At 65.6% G+C, this 19,129-nt stretch carries 18 protein-coding genes and 1 riboswitch; of the genes, 9 read left to right on the top strand and 9 right to left on the bottom strand.

Going from position 1 to position 19,129, the window contains the following annotated elements; translation table 11 throughout:
• The first annotated feature begins 59 nt into the window (after positions 1 to 59).
• Entirely contained in the window at positions 60 to 1,061 is a 1,002-nt protein-coding gene (gene trpS, locus JSO19_RS05280) for a tryptophan--tRNA ligase (RefSeq protein WP_270910236.1), read from the top strand.
• A 54-nt stretch (positions 1,062 to 1,115) separates the two neighbouring features.
• On the opposite strand, the gene JSO19_RS05285 is transcribed toward trpS, so the two are convergent.
• Positions 1,116 to 1,937, bottom strand: a complete 822-nt coding sequence (locus JSO19_RS05285) for an aspartate dehydrogenase domain-containing protein (RefSeq protein ID WP_270910238.1) — start codon at positions 1,935 to 1,937, stop codon at positions 1,116 to 1,118.
• A 79-nt stretch (positions 1,938 to 2,016) separates the two neighbouring features.
• Positions 2,017 to 3,051, bottom strand: coding sequence for an alcohol dehydrogenase catalytic domain-containing protein (locus JSO19_RS05290; protein WP_270910240.1), 1,035 nt, complete (start codon positions 3,049 to 3,051; stop codon positions 2,017 to 2,019).
• A 215-nt stretch (positions 3,052 to 3,266) separates the two neighbouring features.
• Here JSO19_RS05290 and JSO19_RS05295 point away from each other — a divergent pair, with 215 nt between their 5' ends.
• Positions 3,267 to 3,503, top strand: coding sequence for an Rv0909 family putative TA system antitoxin (locus tag JSO19_RS05295; protein WP_270910241.1), 237 nt, complete (start codon positions 3,267 to 3,269; stop codon positions 3,501 to 3,503).
• Positions 3,504 to 3,574: 71 nt separating this feature from the next.
• Here the strand turns inward: JSO19_RS05295 and JSO19_RS05300 are convergent, their stop codons facing one another.
• Positions 3,575 to 5,815 carry a bifunctional metallophosphatase/5'-nucleotidase gene (locus JSO19_RS05300; protein WP_270910243.1) on the bottom strand — a complete coding sequence of 747 codons (2,241 nt, stop codon included), beginning with the start codon at positions 5,813 to 5,815 and terminating at the stop codon, positions 3,575 to 3,577.
• A gap of 273 nt (positions 5,816 to 6,088) precedes the next feature.
• A riboswitch (FMN riboswitch) is annotated at positions 6,089 to 6,229 on the top strand.
• A 66-nt stretch (positions 6,230 to 6,295) separates the two neighbouring features.
• On the opposite strand from JSO19_RS05300, the gene ribD reads away from it, so the two are divergent.
• The 4 genes from ribD to ribH all read left to right on the top strand — a co-directional run bounded on the left by ribD (position 6,296) and on the right by ribH (position 9,929).
• On the top strand, positions 6,296 to 7,417 hold the full coding sequence (ribD, locus tag JSO19_RS05305; protein WP_270910244.1) for a bifunctional diaminohydroxyphosphoribosylaminopyrimidine deaminase/5-amino-6-(5-phosphoribosylamino)uracil reductase RibD: 1,122 nt from the start codon (positions 6,296 to 6,298) through the stop codon (positions 7,415 to 7,417).
• Positions 7,417 to 8,079, top strand: coding sequence for a riboflavin synthase (locus JSO19_RS05310; protein WP_270910246.1), 663 nt, complete (start codon positions 7,417 to 7,419; stop codon positions 8,077 to 8,079). Before ribD ends, JSO19_RS05310 begins: the two co-directional genes overlap by 1 nt.
• Entirely contained in the window at positions 8,076 to 9,392 is a 1,317-nt protein-coding gene (gene ribA / locus JSO19_RS05315; protein WP_270910247.1) for a GTP cyclohydrolase II, read from the top strand. The genes JSO19_RS05310 and ribA overlap by 4 nt, the downstream gene beginning before the upstream one ends.
• Before the next feature lie 66 nt (positions 9,393 to 9,458).
• Positions 9,459 to 9,929, top strand: coding sequence for a 6,7-dimethyl-8-ribityllumazine synthase (gene ribH / locus JSO19_RS05320; RefSeq protein ID WP_217136313.1), 471 nt, complete (start codon positions 9,459 to 9,461; stop codon positions 9,927 to 9,929).
• On the opposite strand, the gene JSO19_RS05325 is transcribed toward ribH, so the two are convergent.
• The gene (locus JSO19_RS05325; RefSeq protein ID WP_270910249.1) at positions 9,926 to 10,510 is read right to left on the bottom strand and encodes a GNAT family N-acetyltransferase; all 585 of its coding nucleotides are present in this window, start codon (positions 10,508 to 10,510) and stop codon (positions 9,926 to 9,928) included. The genes ribH and JSO19_RS05325 overlap by 4 nt on opposite strands.
• A 235-nt stretch (positions 10,511 to 10,745) precedes the next feature.
• On the opposite strand from JSO19_RS05325, the gene JSO19_RS05330 reads away from it, so the two are divergent.
• On the top strand, positions 10,746 to 12,695 hold the full coding sequence (locus JSO19_RS05330) for an ABC transporter ATP-binding protein (protein WP_442915707.1): 1,950 nt from the start codon (positions 10,746 to 10,748) through the stop codon (positions 12,693 to 12,695).
• Between the two features lie 24 nt (positions 12,696 to 12,719).
• On the opposite strand, the gene gap is transcribed toward JSO19_RS05330, so the two are convergent.
• Positions 12,720 to 13,727: a type I glyceraldehyde-3-phosphate dehydrogenase gene (gap, locus tag JSO19_RS05335; protein WP_270910251.1), complete on the bottom strand. Its 1,008-nt coding sequence runs from the start codon at positions 13,725 to 13,727 to the stop codon at positions 12,720 to 12,722.
• Positions 13,728 to 13,917: 190 nt separating this feature from the next.
• On the opposite strand from gap, the gene dcd reads away from it, so the two are divergent.
• Positions 13,918 to 14,523 (top strand): dCTP deaminase, encoded by a 606-nt coding sequence (dcd, locus tag JSO19_RS05340; RefSeq protein WP_270910252.1) that lies wholly within the window; start codon positions 13,918 to 13,920, stop codon positions 14,521 to 14,523.
• A gap of 14 nt (positions 14,524 to 14,537) precedes the next feature.
• Here dcd and JSO19_RS05345 read toward each other — a convergent pair whose 3' ends face one another.
• The 4 genes from JSO19_RS05345 to speB all read right to left on the bottom strand — a co-directional run bounded on the left by JSO19_RS05345 (position 14,538) and on the right by speB (position 18,404).
• The gene (locus JSO19_RS05345) at positions 14,538 to 15,161 is read right to left on the bottom strand and encodes a cyclase family protein (protein ID WP_270910254.1); all 624 of its coding nucleotides are present in this window, start codon (positions 15,159 to 15,161) and stop codon (positions 14,538 to 14,540) included.
• 389 nt (positions 15,162 to 15,550) lie between these two features.
• Positions 15,551 to 16,864, bottom strand: a complete 1,314-nt coding sequence (locus JSO19_RS05350; protein WP_270912099.1) for a purine-cytosine permease family protein — start codon at positions 16,862 to 16,864, stop codon at positions 15,551 to 15,553.
• Between the two features lie 74 nt (positions 16,865 to 16,938).
• The gene (locus JSO19_RS05355) at positions 16,939 to 17,358 is read right to left on the bottom strand and encodes a YybH family protein (protein WP_270910255.1); all 420 of its coding nucleotides are present in this window, start codon (positions 17,356 to 17,358) and stop codon (positions 16,939 to 16,941) included.
• Between the two features lie 80 nt (positions 17,359 to 17,438).
• On the bottom strand, positions 17,439 to 18,404 hold the full coding sequence (speB, locus tag JSO19_RS05360; RefSeq protein WP_270910256.1) for an agmatinase: 966 nt from the start codon (positions 18,402 to 18,404) through the stop codon (positions 17,439 to 17,441).
• A 129-nt stretch (positions 18,405 to 18,533) separates the two neighbouring features.
• Here speB and JSO19_RS05365 point away from each other — a divergent pair, with 129 nt between their 5' ends.
• Positions 18,534 to 19,115: a helix-turn-helix domain-containing protein gene (locus JSO19_RS05365; protein ID WP_270910257.1), complete on the top strand. Its 582-nt coding sequence runs from the start codon at positions 18,534 to 18,536 to the stop codon at positions 19,113 to 19,115.
• The last annotated feature ends 14 nt before the right edge of the window (positions 19,116 to 19,129 follow it).

Raw genomic sequence — 19,129 nt, forward strand, 5'->3', positions numbered from 1 at the left:
ACGCGCGGCTCCAGGGCAACGAACCGCCCAGCCCCGCGCGATGAAACGATTCAGGAACCATGTCAAAACCCATCCTTTTTTCGGGCATGCAGCCCTCAAGCGACTCGCTCCACCTCGGTAACTACATCGGAGCGCTCAGCCAGTGGACCCAGATGCAAGAAGACTTCGATGCCTTCTTCTGCGTCGTCAACCTGCACGCCATCACGGTGCCACAAGACCCCGCTGAACTCGCCCAACGCACCCGCGCGACGGCCGCGCAGTACATCGCCGCGGGAATCGATCCGCAAAAATCGACGCTCTTCGTGCAGTCACACGTGTCGGCCCACGCCGAACTCGCCTGGGTGCTCAACACCCTCACCGGCTTCGGCGAGGCGAGCCGCATGACCCAGTTCAAAGACAAGTCGCAGCGCTACGGTGCCGACAGCTCATCGGTGGGGCTCTTCACCTACCCCATGCTCATGGCCGCCGACATTCTGCTCTACAACGCTGAGGCCGTGCCCGTGGGCGAAGACCAGCGCCAGCACGTCGAGCTCACCCGCGACCTCGCGCAGCGCTTCAACTCATGCTTCGGCGACACCTTCGTTGTGCCACGCGCACAGATTCAGAAAGAAACCGCGAAGATCTTCGACCTGCAAAACCCGACCGCGAAGATGTCGAAGTCGGCCGACACCGAGGGCGGCCTGCTCAAGGTGCTCGACGAGCCGAAGGCCAACCAGAAGAAGGTCATGCGCGCCGTCACCGACGACGACATGACGATTCGCTTCGACCGCGAAGCAAAGCCCGGCGTCTCGAACCTGCTCACCATTTACCAGGTGCTCGGCGACCGCACGATCGAATCGCTCGAGACCGAGTTCGAAGGCCGCGGCTACGGCGACCTCAAGAAAGCCGTCGCCGAGGTCGTTGGCGACACCTTCACCCCCGTGAAACAGCGCACCGAAGAACTGCTCTCAGACCCGGCCGAACTCGACCGACTGCTGCTCGGCGCCGCCGACCGTGCGAACGAGGTTGCCCAGGCGACCCTCGACCGCGTCTACGACGCCATGGGCATTCTGCGCCGCTAACGCGCCTTGAAGCGAGGGCCGGTCGGGCGTTTCAAAAACGCCGGCCGGCCTTCGCTATACCATCGTCCCAGAAGGGCGCGCGAGCGCGGCAACTCCCTTCAACAGCGCCTGCGAAACCACGGCACTCGATGCCGGGTTCTCGGCCAGCGGGTGATTCAAGACCGAAAAGGCATACTCGCCAGAACTGCCAGAGGCGTGAATCTCGTGCTTCGTCAGCTCAGCCGCAGGGTCGCCGACAAGACGCACCCGCACCCCGCCCCACAGGCCCGTCGCCTGCGCGAGGGCAACCGCGACGTTGAGCGATTTCGGAAACCGCTCGATCGCCTCGGCGACACTGCCCTCGAACACCGTCGTGGGTTCGGTCGCCGCCCGCAGGGCATGAGCCTCATCGACCGACATCCACGGCTGCACAATCGACCCGGGCAGCTTGCGTGAGGTGATCGTCGCCTCATCAAGACCACCTCCGACCGCAGCGGCCGCGAGCAGGTCAAGCCCACCAATCGCGCCGGTACTGAAAAAGGTGCGCCCAGGGCCACCCTCGACGAGTTTCAGCCGCAGCGCCTCGTCGGCGACGGCGCCAACCGAGACAACGAGCAGATCCTTCCCCGCAGCGACGACAGCAGGGCCCACCTCACGCACAGCCGGGCCACCGGCGCACTCCACAACGAGGTCGGCACGCTCAAGCGCCTCAGTGAGGCTCAGCTCGGCGAGACCATCTGCAGCGGCCTTGCCCTGCCCCGGGGTGACGTGATCGCGCACGATCACGCCCGCGAGGCGGGCACCCGGCGTCGATCCGCTAGCAATGGCTCTCGCAACGCGAGAACCGATCGCGCCGTACCCGAGCACGGCGACCTGGAGCAAAGCATCGTGTGTCATGCCTCGATTGTGCCAGAGCCGCCCGAAAAGCAGAGGGGCCGGGCCGCCTGAAAGCAACCCGGCCCCTCATGCGCGCGGTTTATGGAACGAGAACGATGCGGCCCTGCACGTTGCCCTCGTGCAGCTCATCGAACGCCTTCACTGCATCATCGAGTGGGAAGCGCGTGACCTCGACGCCAATCTTTCCGGCCTGAGCAAGCGCCACAACCTGGCGCATGTCAGAGCGGGTGCCGCCGTAGGCGCGCTCAATGTTCACGCCCCAGGGCAGGTCGTTCGCGCCAGCAATGTACGAGAACGAGCCGCCGCCGAGGCCGACAAAACGAATCGCGCCACCGCCACGAACCACCGCAATGGCGGTGTCAATGGTGGGCTGCACGCCAACAAAGTCGATGACAACGTCGGCGCCAACGCCTCCCGTCAGCTCGAGAATCTTCTTGGGCGCCTCGGCGTCGCTCTTGATCGCGACGGCACCGTGCTTCTCGGCAAACTGCAGCTTTTGCGGGTCGGTATCGAGAGCGATGACACGCGCGCCGGTCGTAGCGAGCAGAATCTGCAGGCCCATGTGGCCAAGCCCACCGAGCCCCAGCACCACGACGGTTGCGTCGCCCGTCAGGCGGTCACGCACCGTGTTAATCGCGTGCATCGGGGTCAGCGCAGCATCGGCGAGCGGCGCCGCGAGCACGGGGTCAAGATCACCGATCGGGTCAAGGTGGCGTGCCTTCACCGCGATGTAGTCGGCCATGCCGCCTGCGGTACCGATACCGGGTGAGAGCGGAGCGAGGGCACCGCGGGGGCTCACGACCTCGCACTGGTTGTCGCGGCCTGCGAGGCACTCGCGGCACTGGCCACAACCCAGCACGAGCGAGACGATCGCTGCGTCGCCCGCGTTCCAGCCCTGTACATCTTCACCGAGCTTCTCAACGGTTCCGGCGACCTCGTGACCGAGCGTGCTGCCGATGAGCGGGTTATCGTCGCCCATCGCGATGATGCTGATGTCAGAGTGGCACAGTCCAGCTCCTCCGACCTTGAGCAGTACCTCGTCGGGTTGAATCTCGGGAACAGGCTTCTCGAGCAGCTCGACCGTATTGTTTTTCACGTATGTAACAGCGCGCATTGCGTCCTCATTTCTGCTGACTGCACGGCGGCCTGCGGCCACCGTGATTCCTGGCCGGGCGTCATGTGGCGTCCAGTCGATAGTCTACCTGAGTCGCCTGGGCGTTCACGCTAAAGTGCATCTCCCGCGAAAGCACGCGCTCGTTCTGGCGCTTCGACGCGCGGTGACTGATAATACAGGTGTAGGCCAGTTGAGCCTCACGAAAGGAGCCCATCGTGGACATTGACGATCTCAGCAAAAAGGCAAGTGAAGCAGCAGGCAAGGTCAGCGATTTCGCCAAGGCCAACGCCGACAAGATTGAAGACGCTTTGAAGAGCGAGAAGGCCGAAGAAATCAGCGACAAGTTTCTCGATGGGGCCGCTGATCTCGCGAACAAGGTAACGGGCGGCAAGCACGCCGACAAGGTGCAGCAGGTGCGCGACACCATCGATAAGAACATCGGCGACAAGTAACACACGCCAGAACGCCGCGTGGCCGGGACCCTTCACTGGGCCCCGGCCACGCGGTATTGCGTTGTGAACGACTAGCGGTCGTCAGCCCCAGGCGCGATGCCCACGGCTGAACGCCTCCGGGTGAGCACGAGCGCAAGGCCCACCGCGAGCGTCACAGCAGCGGCAGCGATCCAGCCGAGTGGCAGCTCGCCACCGGTGTTCGGCAACGCGTCGCGCCCCGAATCAGCGTGGTTGCCCGCGCCACCGTCAACCGCCACGAACTCTCCGCTGGTGCCGCCGTCAGTACCCCCGTCGGTGCCACCGCCGGTGCCGCCATCGGTCCCACCATCGGTGCCGCCGCCGGTGGTCTCTGCAACGGTCAGCTCGACGGCAAAGGTTGTGCCCGTCTCGCCGACCGTGAAGGCGAGCGTCTCGACTCCCGCGGCATCACTCGGAAGCGCAAAGCTGACCGTCGCCTTGCCCAGCTCGTCGTAGGCATGCTCGGGGTCTTTCTCGTCAGCCGGCCATTCGACCGAGACCGGAGCGGTCGCGAGCGTCTTACCGTCGAGCTCGACGGCGACGTCACCGGGGGCAGGCTCGTTCGTGGTGAATGCGAGCGATGAGAGCTGCACCGTCACGGTTTCTCCCGGCACAAACTGCTCGCTGGCAGGCTCACTCACCTGCACGCCGACAGCGCGCTGCGCGTAGCCTGGGGTCGCGGTCTCAAACTCCTTGAACCAGTCGACCATTGAGGTCATATCGACGACGCCGGTGTCGGCCACGTTCGTGCCCTTGGCAAAGGTCACGAAGTTGTCGCCACCGCTCGCGAGAAACGAGTTAGCCGCGACGGTGTACTCGGCCGCGGGGTCGAGTGGCGCGCCATTGAAGGTGATCGAGGTGATGTGTTCACCCTGAGCCGCCTCGGGGTCGTAGGTGTACGTCAACCCCTTCGAGACACCGAGCTTCAGGAAGGGGCGACTCGCACCCCCGGGCTGCCACTGCTCCTCGAGAATGCTCTTGATCTGCGCGCCCGTCAGGCTGAGCGTGTTCATCGTGTTGGCGAAGGGCTGCACCTCGGCGGCCTCGCGGTAGGTCACGACACCGTCACCCTCACCCATCGGGCTGCCGGCAAAGCGAATATCGGTGCGAATGCCGCCCGGGTTAATGAACGCCATCTCGGCACCGGTGGTCGCCATCTGCACATCGGCCACAAAGTTGCCGATGGTTGATTCGCCGCCACGGTGTTCAGAGGTGCCATCGGCCTTGCGTGCACGGTTGAAGTCGCCCGTCACCTTGCCTACCGGCTGCTTGCCGAGCTCTGCCGACTGCTCGGTGGCCTCATCGACAAGCTCGGCAACGCTCGGCACTGCGGCATACAACGGCCCGCCCTTGCCATCGGTGAGCGGCTTGTTCTCGTATTCGATCGAGACGAGTTCTTTGCTCTCCGGGTCAACCTCGAGCGACATGAGCCCAAAGTTCTCACCGTACTGCCCCGCCGAGACCACGAGACGCCCTTCGACCTCGTGGTTGTACACGAGGTGAGTGTGCGCCGAGACAATCGCGTCAATGTCATCATTCACGCCGTAGGCGATCTCTCCGAGGGGCGAATCGGGGGTGATGCTCGACAGTGCCGTCGTCTCGGCGCCCTCGTGCACGAGCAGCACAATCACGTCGGCCTCGCCGTTGGCGTCATCGCCGTCGGTGAGCTCGGCAGCGGCCGCATTGACCGAGTCAACGATGCTGCGCACCTCGATTCCGTCCATTCCTGCGGGCGGCACGAGTGAATCAAGGTCTTCGGTTACCGCACCGATAAAGCCCACTCGCACGCCGTCAAGCTCCTTGACCCAGTGCGATTCAAGGGCGGTCTCACCGGTGTCGGTAAGAAACACGTTCGACGAGAGGTACTCCCAGTCGGCACGGTTCACGACGCGGTCTCGCAGGTCGGCCCACCCCTGGCCGAACTCGTGATTACCCGCGGCACTCACCTCAAGCCCGGCGGCGTTGAGGGCATCGATCGTGGGGTTGTCCTGCTGAATGAATGAGGTAAAGGTCGTCGCGCCGATGAGGTCGCCCGCGGCGGCAAACACCGTATTGGGGTTGCTATCGCGCACCTCTTGCACGGCACCCGCAAGCACAGCAGCGCCAGCCGAGGCACCGTCAGCTTCGATACGTCCGTGAAAATCGTTAATGGTGACGACGTTAATCGAGACCGTTTCGGCCGGCTCTTCGGCCGCGAACACCGGGCTCACTGCCACTCCCGTGAACGCGAGCGCCGCAATGGCACCCGCCGCCACCACTCCGGTGTGGCGCTTGCGGTCGCGTTCTCGAGTCACCAGGGATCTGGCTCTGACCGCCCCCGCCCCCGTTTCGCTCTGTGTACTCAGCATCGTTGGTCTTCTCCTTCGCGATATGTGGCGTTCGAGTTGTGCGGCACACCTGGCGCGATGGCCCGCAGACGGCCACACCCTTTCGAGCCTAGCCAGCGCCTGACGCCCAGACGACGAAACCTTTGGTGAACACGGGCCGCAAAGCGCATTCCCTGTGCCAGGCGAGTCACGGTATGCCACGCGCTCGACGGCTGTCAGGGTTCGGGAGTATGATGTGAATCGTGCTTCCGGGGTCGGTGAGAATCCGAACCGGCGGTGAGAGTCCGCGAGCTGGGTCATTCGATCTGGCAGATCTGGTGCAATTCCAGAACCGACGGTGATGAGCGTTTTTCGCTCTAGTCCGGATGAGAGGGTGCACGCAGGCGCTAGCTTTGCCGTACGCGGGCGAGCCGTCTGAACCCCGGCCGACCGTACCCAGAGGTTCAGATGCAGCAAGACCCGCAGGCCGCACGCCGCGAGGCGCTCGAAGAGGCAATGCGTCGTGCGCTCACGATCGCGAGGCGTGGCCCGAGCGACACCGTGAACCCGCAGGTTGGGTGCGTCATTCTCTCGCCCGCCCCAGACTTTCGTGTCGTGGCCGAGGGCTGGCACCGCGGCGTCGGCACCATGCACGCCGAGACTGACGCGCTCGCGCACCTCCCGGCAGAGTGGGCCGACCGCGCGAAAGAGCTCACGGCGGTCGTGACCCTCGAGCCCTGCAACCACACGGGCCACACTGGCCCCTGCGCGCTCGCCCTCATCGAGGCCGGTATTGGGCACGTCGTGCACGCACTGCCCGACCCGGGCCAGCAGTCAAGCGGCGGGGCCGAACGGCTGCGCGAGGCTGGCGTCGAGGTGATCTCTGGCGTGTGCGAGGCCGAGGCCCGCGCCCTGCTCGCAGGCTGGCTCGCCAAGCAGCAGCACACGAAGCGTGACGGCGAGCCCGTCGCAAGGCCCCACGTCATCGCGAAGTGGGCCCAAACGCTCGATGGCCGCGCGGCGGCTGCCGACGGATCAAGCCAGTGGATCACCGGGCCCGCAGCCCGCGAACACGTGCACGCCGAACGCGCCTTGGCCGACGCCATTGCTGTCGCGACGGGCACGCTCTACGCTGACGACCCCTCGCTCACGGCGCGCGACGCCTCGGGCGCGCTCCTCGTCGAGGCCGCGCTGCAACCCTTGCCCGTTGTCTTCGGCCACCGGGAGGTTCCGGCCGATGCCGCGATTCGCAGGCATCCCGCGTTGCAGGGTCAGGTGAGCGGGGCACCGATCCACCTCACGGGCGATGATCTCGCGGCCGATCTCGCGATGCTCGGGGCCATGGGCATTCGCACGCTCTACGTCGAGGGCGGGCCGACGCTCGTGAGCTCGCTACTCGCCGCGGGCCTCGTTGACGAGCTGCACGTGTACCTCGCGCCGAAGCTCCTCGGCGGCGAGCGCGTCGCCATTCAAGAACTTGGAATTTCAAGCATCACCGATGCGTTACACCTCACGGTAACGGGGGTTACTCGCTTAGGCGACGACCTGCTCGTGACCGCGATACCCGAAAACAGAGGAAGTGATCTGTAGTGTTTACAGGACTCATCGAAGAGATTGGTGAGATCACCGCTATCGAACCGCAAACCGAGGCGATGCGCATCACGGTGCGCGGGCCGAAGGTGGTTTCTGACGCGAGCCACGGCGATTCAATTCAAGTGTCGGGCGTGTGCCTCACCGTGATTGAACAGACCGATTCGTCGTTCACCGCCGACGTCATGGCGCAGACGCTGAAGATGTCGACGTTAGGCGGCCTCGAGGTCGGCAGTCGCGTCAACCTCGAACGCGCCGCCCGCGTCGACACTCGGCTGGGCGGCCACATCGTGCAGGGGCACGTCGACGGCGTGGCAACGCTCGTCTCGGTGACCCCGGGCGAACACTGGCGCGTGCTCCGTTTTGCGCTAGACCGCGAGCTCGCTGCACTGCTCGTCGACAAGGGCTCGGTCACCGTCTCGGGGGTATCGCTCACCGTCTCAGAGATCTCGGGGCCAGGCGAGGCCGAGCAGTGGTTTGAGGTATCACTCATTCCCGAGACCCTCACGGCCACAACGCTTGGCGCACTCGCCCCCGGCGACGAGGTCAATATCGAAACCGACATTATCGCGCGGCACGTTTCACGCATGCTCGCCTTTACCAACAACTCTGCCGCGGCAGCCGCGAGCACCGATACCACCACCGAAGGGAACCGCTCATGAGCCTGTCAACCATCGAAGAGGCCATCAACGCGATCAAGCTGGGCAAGCCCGTCATTGTCGCCGACAACGAGAACCGCGAGAACGAGGGCGACTTCATTCTCTCTGCCGAGCTCGCAACCCAGGAGTGGGTCGCGTGGTCGGTGAAGTACTCGAGCGGGCTCCTGTGCGCGCCGATGACCAACGAGATTGCCGACCGCATGGATCTGCCCATGATGGTGAAGCGCAACGAAGACGTACGCACGACCGCCTACACCGTCACGGTCGACGCGGCCCACGGCGTCACGACCGGCATCAGCGCCGGCGACCGCGCCACGACGCTGCGCATTCTCGCTGACCCGAATTCGGTTCCCACCGACGTCAACCGCCCCGGCCACATCTTGCCGCTGCGCGCCGTTGACGGCGGCGTGCGCGAGCGCGACGGCCACACCGAGGCAGCGGTTGAGCTTATGAAGCTCGCCGGCCTCTCGCCCGTCGCGATGATTGGCGAGGTCGTTGCCGACGACGGCGAGATGATGCGTCTCCCCGCGCTTAAAGAGCTCTCGGCGAGCGCCGGGGTTCCGGTCATCACGATCGAGCAGCTCATCGCCTACCTCAACGAGCACGACCCTCAAGGGTCAACCGAGTGCGTGAAGAGCCCCCGTCGCGTGAGCCTTCGCGCCGACACGCTCGTGCCCACGACGCACGGCGACCTGCACATGCGCGCCTACCGCGACCGCACCTACGGCATCGACCACGTCGCGCTCGTCTCACCCAAGACCGACTTCAGCGCCGACTCGGTGCTCGTGCGCGTGCACTCGGAGTGCATCACGGGCGAGGCCTTCGGCTCACTCAAGTGCGAGTGCGGCCCCCAGCTCGACGCCGCGCTCGACCTCATCGCTGCCGAGGGTGGCGTGGTGGTGTACCTGCGAGGCCAGGAGGGCCGCGGCATCGGGCTCGCGAATAAGCTTCGCGCCTACCAGCTGCAGGAGCAGGGCATCGACACCCTCGACGCGAACATTCAGCTCGGCCTCCCCGCCGACTCGCGCGACTACACCGCGGCTGCCGACATCTTGACCGACCTCGGCGTCTCGAGCGTGCGCTTGCTCACGAACAACCCCGACAAGGTCGAGCAGCTGAGCGCCCGCGGCATCACCGTGGCCGAGCAGGTGCCGCTCGTGGTCGGCGTGACCGATAGCAACGCCGCCTACTTGAGCGTCAAGCGCGACCGCATGGGCCACACGCTGCCTGCCGACGTCGCGGTTGCCGAGGCATCGGCCGTAGCGGGTGGCGGATCAGCCGCTGGCGCCCCGGTCACGAACTCGGCCGCCGAATAGTACTCTGCCGGGCCCTCCAGTGGGGCCCGGCGCATTCACATCGAAACGACTTTCAGGAGGATCATCATGGCGGGTTCAGGAGCCCCATCACTCGCGATCGAGGCAGAGGGCCTTCGCGTCGCCGTGCTCGCAGGCAGCTGGCACGAAGAAATCATGAACGGGCTTATCGAGGGAGCCTGCAGCACGTTGCAGAGCGCGGGCGCCGAGTTCGAGCTGCACCGCGTCGCCGGCGCCTTCGAGCTTCCGGTCGCCGCTCAGGCGGCCCTCGCCGGTGAGTTCGACGCGGTCGTGTGCCTCGGCGTCATCGTGCGCGGCGGAACCCCGCACTTCGACTACGTCTGCAACGCGGTGACCGACGGGCTCACCCGCGTTGCCCTCGACACGGGCAAGGCCGTTGGCTTTGGGGTGCTCACCGTCGATACCGACGAGCAGGCGTTCCAGCGCTCGGGGCTGCCCGGGTCGCAGGAGTCAAAGGGCCAGGAGGCCGCTGAGGCCGCACTCAACACGGCGCTGCTCGTGTCGCAGCTGCGCGGCTAGCGACGAGTCGCCATGGTCAGGTACTCGTCGCGCAACATGCCCATGAGTACCTGGTCGTGAAATGCCGAGCGGTGGTAGACCGCCGCTCGGCGCACGCCCTCTTCAACGAAGCCGAGCGAGGCGTAGAGCCCGCGGGCGCGAGTATTGAAGTGCCACACCTGCAACTCGACCTTGTTGACGCCCATCTCTTCAAAGGCGATGCGCAGCGCGGCGCGAACCGCGTCACGGCCGTGGCCGTTGCCCTGGTGTTCGGGGCCCACGATCACCGCGAGCGTGGCAATCATCGTGGGCGGGGTCACACCCCAGAGTGAAACGTGACCAACGAACTCTCCCTCGTGATTGATGAGCGAGTAGCCGCACGCCGAAGGTGTGTCGTTCTTGTTCCACATGCGAAACATCTCGGTGAGCGTGGCGTCATCGCCGACGGGCATACGGTCGGTTTGCATGATCGTCACCGACGGGTCACGCCACCACTCGCTGAGCTTCTCGGTGTCGCTCTCTCGAAACTGCCGAAGCCGCACGCTGCCCTCAACAAAGAGGCCGCCGGCCCACGCTTCAAGACCCTCACCGATTTCAGTCATTCGCTCAACCACCCTTCAGGCCGCAGCACACCGCGCAGCCGCCACTCGACACCGTCGTCCACCTGGCGCTGGGCGCCCGTGTTCTCTGTGCACACTAACACAGCATTCTGGCCCTCCGAGAGGCCCGCAATCGCGCATGATTCCCTGGGCCACGGAGCCGCACATCAGATCTATTGCAGGCAGATGGGGTAGCGTAGCGAGAGTGAACGACGCCCCCGATACAAGCAATGCCGCGCTGTCCACCGCTCCCCCAGCCGGGACCAAGAAACGCAGTTCGCGCCCCGGCCGAAAACGCGGTCGCGAAGGCGCCGCGCCCAAGGGCCCGAGAGCGACCCTTGGCGAACTTTTGCCGTATCTCTTTGAGCAGAAAGCGCTGCTCACCGTCATCATTGTGCTGAGCCTGCTCGGGGCGATCACCTCGCTCGCACAGCCGCTCATCGTTGGCCAGGTCATCACGCGGGTGGGCGATGCAGAGCCGCTCGGCTGGCTCATCTGGGGCATCGTCGTGCTCGTCCTCTTCTCGGCACTCTTCAACAGCACGCAGCACTACCTGCTGCAGCGCATGGGCGAGGGCGTTGTGCTCTCGAGCCGCCGAACGCTCATCGCCAAGATTTTGCACCTGCCCATTAGCGAGTTCGATCAGCGCCGCACGGGCGACCTCGTCTCACGCATCGGCTCTGACACGACCCTCCTGCGAGCGGTGCTCACTCAGGGGCTCGTCGAGGTCGTGGGCGGCGCCCTCATGTTTATCGGCGCGCTCATCGCGATGCTCATCATCGACCCGGTGCTCTTCGCGATCACCTTCGGGGTGCTGCTCGTTGCCCTGCTGCTCGTGCTGGCGCTCGGCTCACGCATCGGCCCCGCCGTTGCCCGTTCACAGGAGAAGGTGGGCGACCTCGCAGCGAGTGTGGATCGCGCGATCTCGTCGATCCGCACCATTCGCGCGGCCGGCGCGACCGAGCGCGAGGCAGCGACGATCACCGAGCAGGCCGAGTCGGCCTACGGCTACGGCCTCAAGGTCGCGCGCATCTCGGCGTTCATCGTTCCGGTCTCGTTTATCGCACTGCAGGTCTCGTTTCTCGCCGTGCTCGGCGCCGGTGGCTACCGCGTCGCGACGGGAACGCTCGAGATCTCGAGCCTCGTCGTGTTTCTCATTTTTCTCTTCATGCTCGTGCAGCCGCTCGGCCTCGCCTTCGGCGCGATCAATGCAGCAAACCAGGCGCTCGGCGCGCTCGGCCGCATTCAAGAGATCACGAGGCTCAGCACAGAGACCGAGCACGACGCCGAGATCGCGGCCGCGACGCCCGAGGGGCGCATCGTGCCGCTCGAGGTGCCAACGAGCGGCGACGTACCGGCGATCGCGCTCGACAACGTACACTTCACCTACCGCTCGGCCGCACCGTTCAGGCTCAGCGACGTGCCAGAGGGCTCAGGCCGGCGCGCAATGCGTGACTACGAGGCCGCACCGGCCGAGATCATCGAGACCCGCGTACTCAAGGGCGTGACTTTTGCGGTGCCGCGGGGCGCGCGCGTCGCGCTCGTGGGCCCGTCTGGCGCCGGCAAGTCGACCGTGCTCGGTCTCATCGAGCGCTTCTACGACCCCGACGAGGGCTCGCTGTCGCTGCACGGAACCGACCTTCGCGCGCTCGACCGCCAGGCCCTTCGCGCGCAGATCGGCTACGTCGAGCAAGACACCCCCATTCTCGCCGGAACCCTGCGAGACAACCTGCTCATCGGCGCACCCGACTCGAGCGACGCGGCCTGCACCCGGGTGCTCGAGGCCGTGAACCTCGGCACCGTTCTCACCCGCGACGGTTCGCAGGGGCTCGACACCCAGGTCGGCGAAGACGGCATCATGCTCTCGGGCGGCGAGAAGCAGCGCCTCGCGATCGCGCGCGCGCTGCTCACTGCCCCACCCATTCTGTTGCTCGACGAATCGACCGCATCGCTCGACGGCGTCAACGAGCGCCTCATGCGCGAGGCCCTCGACTCGGTCGCGACCGGGCGCACGCTCGTCGTGATCGCGCACCGGCTCTCGACCGTGGTTGACTCAGACCTCATCGTCGTGCTCGACGGCGGCGAGGTCATCGGCCAGGGCACGCATGCCGAGCTCGTCGAGCAGGTGCCCCTGTACCGTGAGCTCGCGCAGCACCAGCTGCTCGTGCCGGCCGACACCGACGCCTAGTTCGCCGGTTTCGGCGCGCGCCGCTTAGGCCCTCGCGACCGCCAGGGCTGTCTCAAGCATGCGGTTCGAGAAAGCCCACTCGTTGTCGTACCACCCGACCACCTTGACGTGGTTACCGGCCTGGCGCATGAGGCCCCCGTCGATCACGACCGAGTGCGGGTCGCCGACGATGTCAGACGAGACGAGCGGATCATGCGATACCGCCAAGATCCCGTCGAGCCTCCCCCGTTCAGCCTCAGCGTAGGCCGCGAGCAGCGCTTCAACACTCACCTCGCGCGAGACGTGCGCCGTGAGCTCGATGAGCGATCCGCTGGGAACGGGAACGCGGATCGCGTCTCCCGACAGCTTGCCTTCAAGCTCAGGAATCACCGCCCCGATCGCGCGGGCCGCCCCCGTCGAGGTTGGCACGATGTTGAGCCCGGCCGCGCGGGCGCGCCGCAGGTCGCTGTGTGGGCCGTCGACGAGCATCTGGTCGCCGGTGTAGGCGTGCACTGTCGTCATCATGCCCTGCTCGATCGTCGCGAGGTCGTGCAGCACGCGGGCGATCGGAGCGATGGCGTTCGTCGTGCACGAGCCGTTCGACACGATCGTCGCCTGCCCGCCCCGGAGCGTTTCGTCATTCACACCCATCACGATGGTCGCGTCGGCCCCCTTCGAGGGTGCGCTAACGAGCACGCGACGGGCACCAGCGCGCAGGTGGGCCCTCGAAGCCTCGGCCTTCGTGAAGCGACCCGTCGCTTCGAGCACGATATCGACCTCGAGCTCGCGCCACGGCAGGCGGGCAGGGTCGCGCTCGGCGTAGAGCGCAATCTCGTGCCCCTGAACGCTGAGCTTCTCGCCCGCTACGCTCACGGGGTGCCCGAGCTTTCCATAGACGCTGTCGGCGCGCAGCAGCCACGCGAGCGTCTCTGGCGGCATCAGGTCGTTGATCGCAACGATCTGGAGCTCACCCCTCAGGTCTTCGCGCTCGAGCCAGGCGCGCAGCATGCCCCGGCCGATTCTTCCAAACCCATTCATTGCAATGCGTACCATGACACTCCTTCGCAACGGCTTCGGCGCCGTTCACGACCTGCGAGCTGTCGCAAACCGCGCTCCCGCCACGTGCATGTGTTGTTCACCGGTTCTCTTCTGAGGCTACCCCTGACTGGCTCACATTTCACGCTTTTCTGGCACACCCACAGCCGCCCAAGCGGCGCGACCCCTGAGACGCTAAGATTGCAACGTGCTTCTTTCAGATCGTGACATCAAGGCAGAGCTCGCGTCTGGCCGCATCGCGCTCACTCCGAGCGACGTATCAATGGTGCAGCCCGCGAGCATCGACGTGCGCATCGACCGCTACTTCAGGCTGTTCAACAACCACAAGTACGCGGTGATCGACCCCTCGCAAGAGCAGCCCGAACTCACCCAGCTCGTCGAGGTCGACCCCAAGGAGGGGTTCATCCTGCATCCGGGCGAGTTCGTACTCGCCTCGACCTACGAGCAGGTCACCCTGCCCGACGATATTGCCGCGCGACTCGAGGGCAAGAGCTCACTCGGCCGCCTTGGCCTGCTCACCCACTCGACAGCGGGCTTCATCGACCCCGGCTTCGACGGCCACGTCACCCTCGAACTCTCGAACATGGCGACACTGCCCATTCGCCTCTGGCCCGGCATGAAGATCGGCCAGCTGTGCTTCTTCAAGCTCTCGTCAGAGGCCGAGAACCCGTACGGCGCCGGCGCTACCCACTCTCGCTACCTCGGCCAGAAGGGCCCGACCGCCTCGCGCTCGTACCTGAACTTTCACTGGACCGACGTCACCGTCACCGACGCGGGGGCTGACGGGAACTGACGGGCCGCCGCACCTTAGAAAGCGACCGCGCGCACCGGTGCCCCGTCGACGGCACCGAGGCGCAGTGGAAAGATGCCGAGGCGCTCTCGGTCGCCAAGAGCATCGAGCCCGCGCGCGTTCTCGACGATGAGGCCGTCTTGCCCAAGCACGACCGCGTGCACCGGGAAGTCAGCCGACGGGGTCTGATCGGGGCTCAGCGTGTCAACGACGAGCACGCGCATGCCGAGCTGCCAGAGCTTCTCGGCCGCCGCTTTGTCGATGAAGGGGTGCTCGAGGTACGCGGGCGTGCCGAAGTGTCGGTGCCAGCCCGTCGCGATCGCGACGATGCGCGGAACCTCGGTGAGGGCATCGAGCCCCAGCTCGCCCGCGGTCAGCGCGCGGCCGGCGGCGGCAACCCCCTCGGCATGAATGATGAGCGCCTCGCCGACGAGCTCGTCAAGCGAGACCTCGGCGAGGGTGCGCCCTCCCTGTACCGTGTGCGAGGGGGCATCGAGGTGGGTTCCGCTGTGGCTGCCGAGGTGCAGCTCGCTCACGGCCACCCCGTCACGCTCGAGCGTGAGGGCGTCGGCAATCGCCACCTCGGGGTCACCCGGATACACGGGCATCGCGGTACGCAGTTCGTGGCTGAGGTCGATCATGTACTGATCCTTTCATTACATGCTGTGTGGGAGGGCGGGCCGGGGCGAGCGCGGGCCGGCTCCCGCGAGACTCGCTCGGTGGCGTGCGTTCTGGGCCGATCCGCCCTCGAGCGCATCGTTTTGGGCTAATCCACTCTCGAGCGCATCGTTTTTGCCGCTACTTGACGAAAAGCAGGGTATTTTCGAAGAAACACCCTGCTTTTCGTCAAGTGGACGCGAATTCTGCAAACACAGGAGGGCAGAAGCGCGGCAGCCCCGAAACGCGGCAGCCCCGAAGCCCCAACCCACCGCAGCGGATCAGTCCCGGCCACCGGCCCGGAGGCAAGCAGCGCCGGGACAACGGGCCGCCGGAGCAGCGGGCCGCCGGGGCAGCCCGACCCGCCCCGCCCCTACTCGTCGGCGAGCGTCGGAATGCTCACGGTCTCGCCGAGGTGCCCCTTATCGGTACCCGCAAACCGCGCCCTCGTCGAGAGGCTCAGCACGAAGTAGAGCAGGAACGAGACGACGAACGCGGGAATGGTCGCGCCGATGGGGCTTGGCCAGACGTAGGTGAGTAGGTATGACGCGCCGGCTCCGATGATCCACACGCCGACCGCGACCCAGTTGACGCCGCGGGTGTACCAGTAGCGGCCGCCCGAGTCGCGCAGGATGTCGTGCATGTACGAGCGGCGCTTGATGAGGTAGTAGTCGACGATCATGATGGCGAAGACGGGCACGAAGAAGGCGCCGATCATCGTCAGGAAGTCGGTGAAGTGGTCGAGCAGGCCGAGCAGGGTTGAGCCCGCGATCGAGGTTCCGCCGAGCACGAGCGCGGTGGGCAAGAACTTCAGGCGCAGCTGCGGGCGGGCGTTGATGACCGAGGTGACCATGCCGTAGACGACCATCGTGTTCGTGGCCATGACCGAGAAGAAGATCACGAGGGCGAGCGGCGCACCGAAGCTGCCCACGATGACGGTCGGATCAAACTCGGCCGCATCCTTGCCCGAGAGAATGACGTAGCTGAAGGCAACGAGGCCGAGCGTCATGGCGCACACCGTTGACAGCGTGTAGCCGATGCCCGAGCCGATCATGCCGGCCTTCGAGTTGCGCGCGAGGCGGTTGAAGTCGGCCGACAGCACCGTCCACGAGATCGCGGTCGAGATGACGATATCGAGCACCGTGATGCCGCTGAGGCCGAGGCTCTCATCGACGGGGATCGCCTGGTATTCACCGAGCGAGAAGGTCGAGAAGGCCGTGTAAAACACGTAGCCCATGATCGCGAGAATGAGCAACGCCATCCACGGCTCAACCTTCGCGATGCCCTCGTGGCCGAAGATCGCGAGGCAGACGACGAGGCTCTGGCAGAGCACCGAGAAGAGAATGGGGTTCGAGAAGCCGGTGAGCTCGGCGACCAAGAAGTTCACCGTGACGCCGGCGAGCATCGCCTGCACCCAGCTCCAGCCCATGAGAATGATGACGTTCGCGGCGACCGGCAGCAGCGATCCGCGAAGGCCAAAGGCACCGCGGGTTGCGGCCATGGTGGGCAGACCGGTGCGGGTGCCGATGTTGCCGATGAGGGTGAGCACGATCATGCCGACGAGCGTGCCCGTGAGAATCATCGAGAAGGCGGTGCCAAACGAGACGCCGGGCACGAAGAGCGTGCCCGTGAGCAACGTGGTCACGACGAGGTTCGCCGCGAGCCAGATCATGCCAATGCGGCCCATCGAGAGCGTTCCGCGTGCGGGTCCGGCGTCGTCGTTATTGGCCTGCAGGTAGGTTTCGAGGCGGCGGTAGATGTTCACGCGCTTGCCTCCCCGGTGTATGCCGAGAGGTGCTCGTGCACGGCGATGAGGCCATCGCCGTCGACACGAAACACGATGGTCTCTTGCTCGGTGTAGCTCTCTTCGGCCCCGTCAACGAAGACGGTCGTATCGACGACGTGCGAGAAAACCGCGCCACCGGGGTATGCCGTGACAAGGGGCTTGCTCGAGGCGCAGCTCACGACGCGCCAGCCACCCTCGATCCAGCTCGCCCACAACGCCTCGTAGTCGGCGCGGGTGTCGAGCCTCGCGGGCTCGGGGTGAAAGATGAATGAGGTCTCGGGGGCAAACGCGGCAAAGTAGCGCTCGGTGTCGGTCGCCTCGAAAGCGGCAACGATATCGGCCGACGCGCGAAGCACCTCGGCCTCGGTCGGGGTGCGGAAGGGCTGGTCTGTCATGGTGTCTCCGTTGACTGTGGAGGGTGGGCGAAACATGGGTGTGGGCGCGCCATGCTGCGGCGCGCCCACGGGAAGGGATGTTAGGCGTCGCGCTCGGCTGCCGTGCGGCGGGCCATCGCGGTGACGAGCTCGTACACGACGTGGCTCGCGGCGACGGCGGTCACCTGAGCGTGGTCGTATGCGGGGGCTACCTCGACGACGTCGGCGCCAACGATGTTGAGGTCGGCGATGCCGCGCAGGGCACGCAGCAGCTCGCGGCTCGTGAGGCCACCGGCCTCTGGTGTTCCCGTTCCGGGAGCGTGCGAGGGGTCGAGCACGTCGATATCGATCGAGATGTAGAGGGGCTTGTCGCCGATGCGGGCGCGCATGCGGTCGATCGCCGCCTGAATGCCGTTTTCTTCGACGTACTCGCTCGTGATGACGCTGAAGCCGAGCATCGTGTCGTCTTCGAGGTCTTTCTTGCTGTAGAGCGGGCCGCGAATGCCGAAGTGCATGCTCGACTCCATGTCGATGAGGCCCTCTTCTGACGCGCGGCGAAACGGGGTGCCGTGCGTCGTGGGAGCCCCAAAGTAGGTATCCCACGTGTCGAGGTGGGCGTCGAAGTGCAGCACGACGACGGGGCCGTGCTGCTTGTGAGCCGAGCGCAGGAGCGGCAGCGCAATCGTATGGTCGCCACCGATCGTGACGATCTTCTCGACGCTCTCGTGCAGCTCATTCGCCGCCTCTTCGATCTGCATGACGGCCTCATCGAGGTTGAAGGGGTTCGCGACGATGTCACCCGCGTCGGCGACCTGCACGAGTTCGAACGGCGACGCGTCCTGAGCCGGGTTATAGGGGCGGATCAGCCGCGAGATCTCACGCACGTGAGCGGGGCCGAAGCGTGCGCCGGGGCGAAAGCTCACACCGGTGTCGAAGGGCACGCCAACGATCGCGATATCGGTCTTCTCAACCTCGTCAATGCGCGGCAGCTTTGCGTACGTTGCGAAGCCTGCGTAGCGCGGGGTCTTGCTCGCGTCGACGGGGCCGACATGCTGTTCTGGAACCACGGTGTCACCTTTCGTGAGAGTTCTCAATACGAAACTTTTGTTACCTAACAGTAAACACCATCGATGCCACGCTCGCAACGTGAGCCCGGAAGGAAGCCCCGTAGAATAAGGGGAGACCCAGGAGGAAGCATGCGATCGATCCACGCCCACGCGAGCGGCACCGAGCTTCGCATCGGCGCAAAATTGCGCTCGGCACGCAATGCCCAGCACATGACGATCGAGCAGCTCGCGACCGCGACCGGGCTCTCGAAGAGCTTCATCAGCCGCGTCGAAAACGACTCAACCTCACCCTCGATCACAACGCTCGTGCAGCTGTGCCAGGTGCTCTCGGTGCCCGTCGGCGAGCTCTTCACCGAGACCAAGACGACGCTCGTGAAGCTCGACACCGCGCCCCTCATTAACCTCGGTGGGCAAAATGTCGTCGAACGCCTCATCTCGGGCCGCGAGGAAAACCGGGCACAGATGATCCGCTCAACCGCCGAGCCCCACGCCCACGGCGGTGAGCGGCTCTACACGATCTCAAGCGAGCTCGAAATGATGCACGTGGTCACGGGCCGGGTCACCGTCACCTTCGCCTCACACGAGGTCGAGATGCAGGCGGGCGACACCCTCTCGTTCAACGGCCGCGAGCCCCACACCTGGCGGGCACACGAAGAGGGTGCAGAGCTCGTCTGGACCCTCATTCCAGCGGCGTGGAGCGGATCAGCCTAGCGGTTGTCGATACC

This window comes from Leucobacter sp. UCMA 4100, from assembly GCF_027853335.1.
Lineage (GTDB): Bacteria > Actinomycetota > Actinomycetes > Actinomycetales > Microbacteriaceae > Leucobacter_A.

Bases quoted from the DNA above. Each gene is read 5' to 3' on its own strand.
- trpS (WP_270910236.1), top strand. From the start codon at position 60: ATGTCAAAACCCATCCTTTTTTCGGGCATGCAGCCCTCAAGCGACTCG.
- JSO19_RS05285 (WP_270910238.1), bottom strand. From the start codon at position 1,937: ATGACACACGATGCTTTGCTCCAGGTCGCCGTGCTCGGGTACGGCGCG.
- JSO19_RS05290 (WP_270910240.1), bottom strand. From the start codon at position 3,051: ATGCGCGCTGTTACATACGTGAAAAACAATACGGTCGAGCTGCTCGAG.
- ribD (WP_270910244.1), top strand. From the start codon at position 6,296: ATGCAGCAAGACCCGCAGGCCGCACGCCGCGAGGCGCTCGAAGAGGCA.
- ribA (WP_270910247.1), top strand. From the start codon at position 8,076: ATGAGCCTGTCAACCATCGAAGAGGCCATCAACGCGATCAAGCTGGGC.
- ribH (WP_217136313.1), top strand. From the start codon at position 9,459: ATGGCGGGTTCAGGAGCCCCATCACTCGCGATCGAGGCAGAGGGCCTT.
- JSO19_RS05325 (WP_270910249.1), bottom strand. From the start codon at position 10,510: ATGACTGAAATCGGTGAGGGTCTTGAAGCGTGGGCCGGCGGCCTCTTT.
- gap (WP_270910251.1), bottom strand. From the start codon at position 13,727: ATGGTACGCATTGCAATGAATGGGTTTGGAAGAATCGGCCGGGGCATG.
- JSO19_RS05345 (WP_270910254.1), bottom strand. From the start codon at position 15,161: ATGATCGACCTCAGCCACGAACTGCGTACCGCGATGCCCGTGTATCCG.
- JSO19_RS05350 (WP_270912099.1), bottom strand. From the start codon at position 16,864: ATGGGCCGCATTGGCATGATCTGGCTCGCGGCGAACCTCGTCGTGACC.
- JSO19_RS05355 (WP_270910255.1), bottom strand. From the start codon at position 17,358: ATGACAGACCAGCCCTTCCGCACCCCGACCGAGGCCGAGGTGCTTCGC.
- JSO19_RS05365 (WP_270910257.1), top strand. From the start codon at position 18,534: ATGCGATCGATCCACGCCCACGCGAGCGGCACCGAGCTTCGCATCGGC.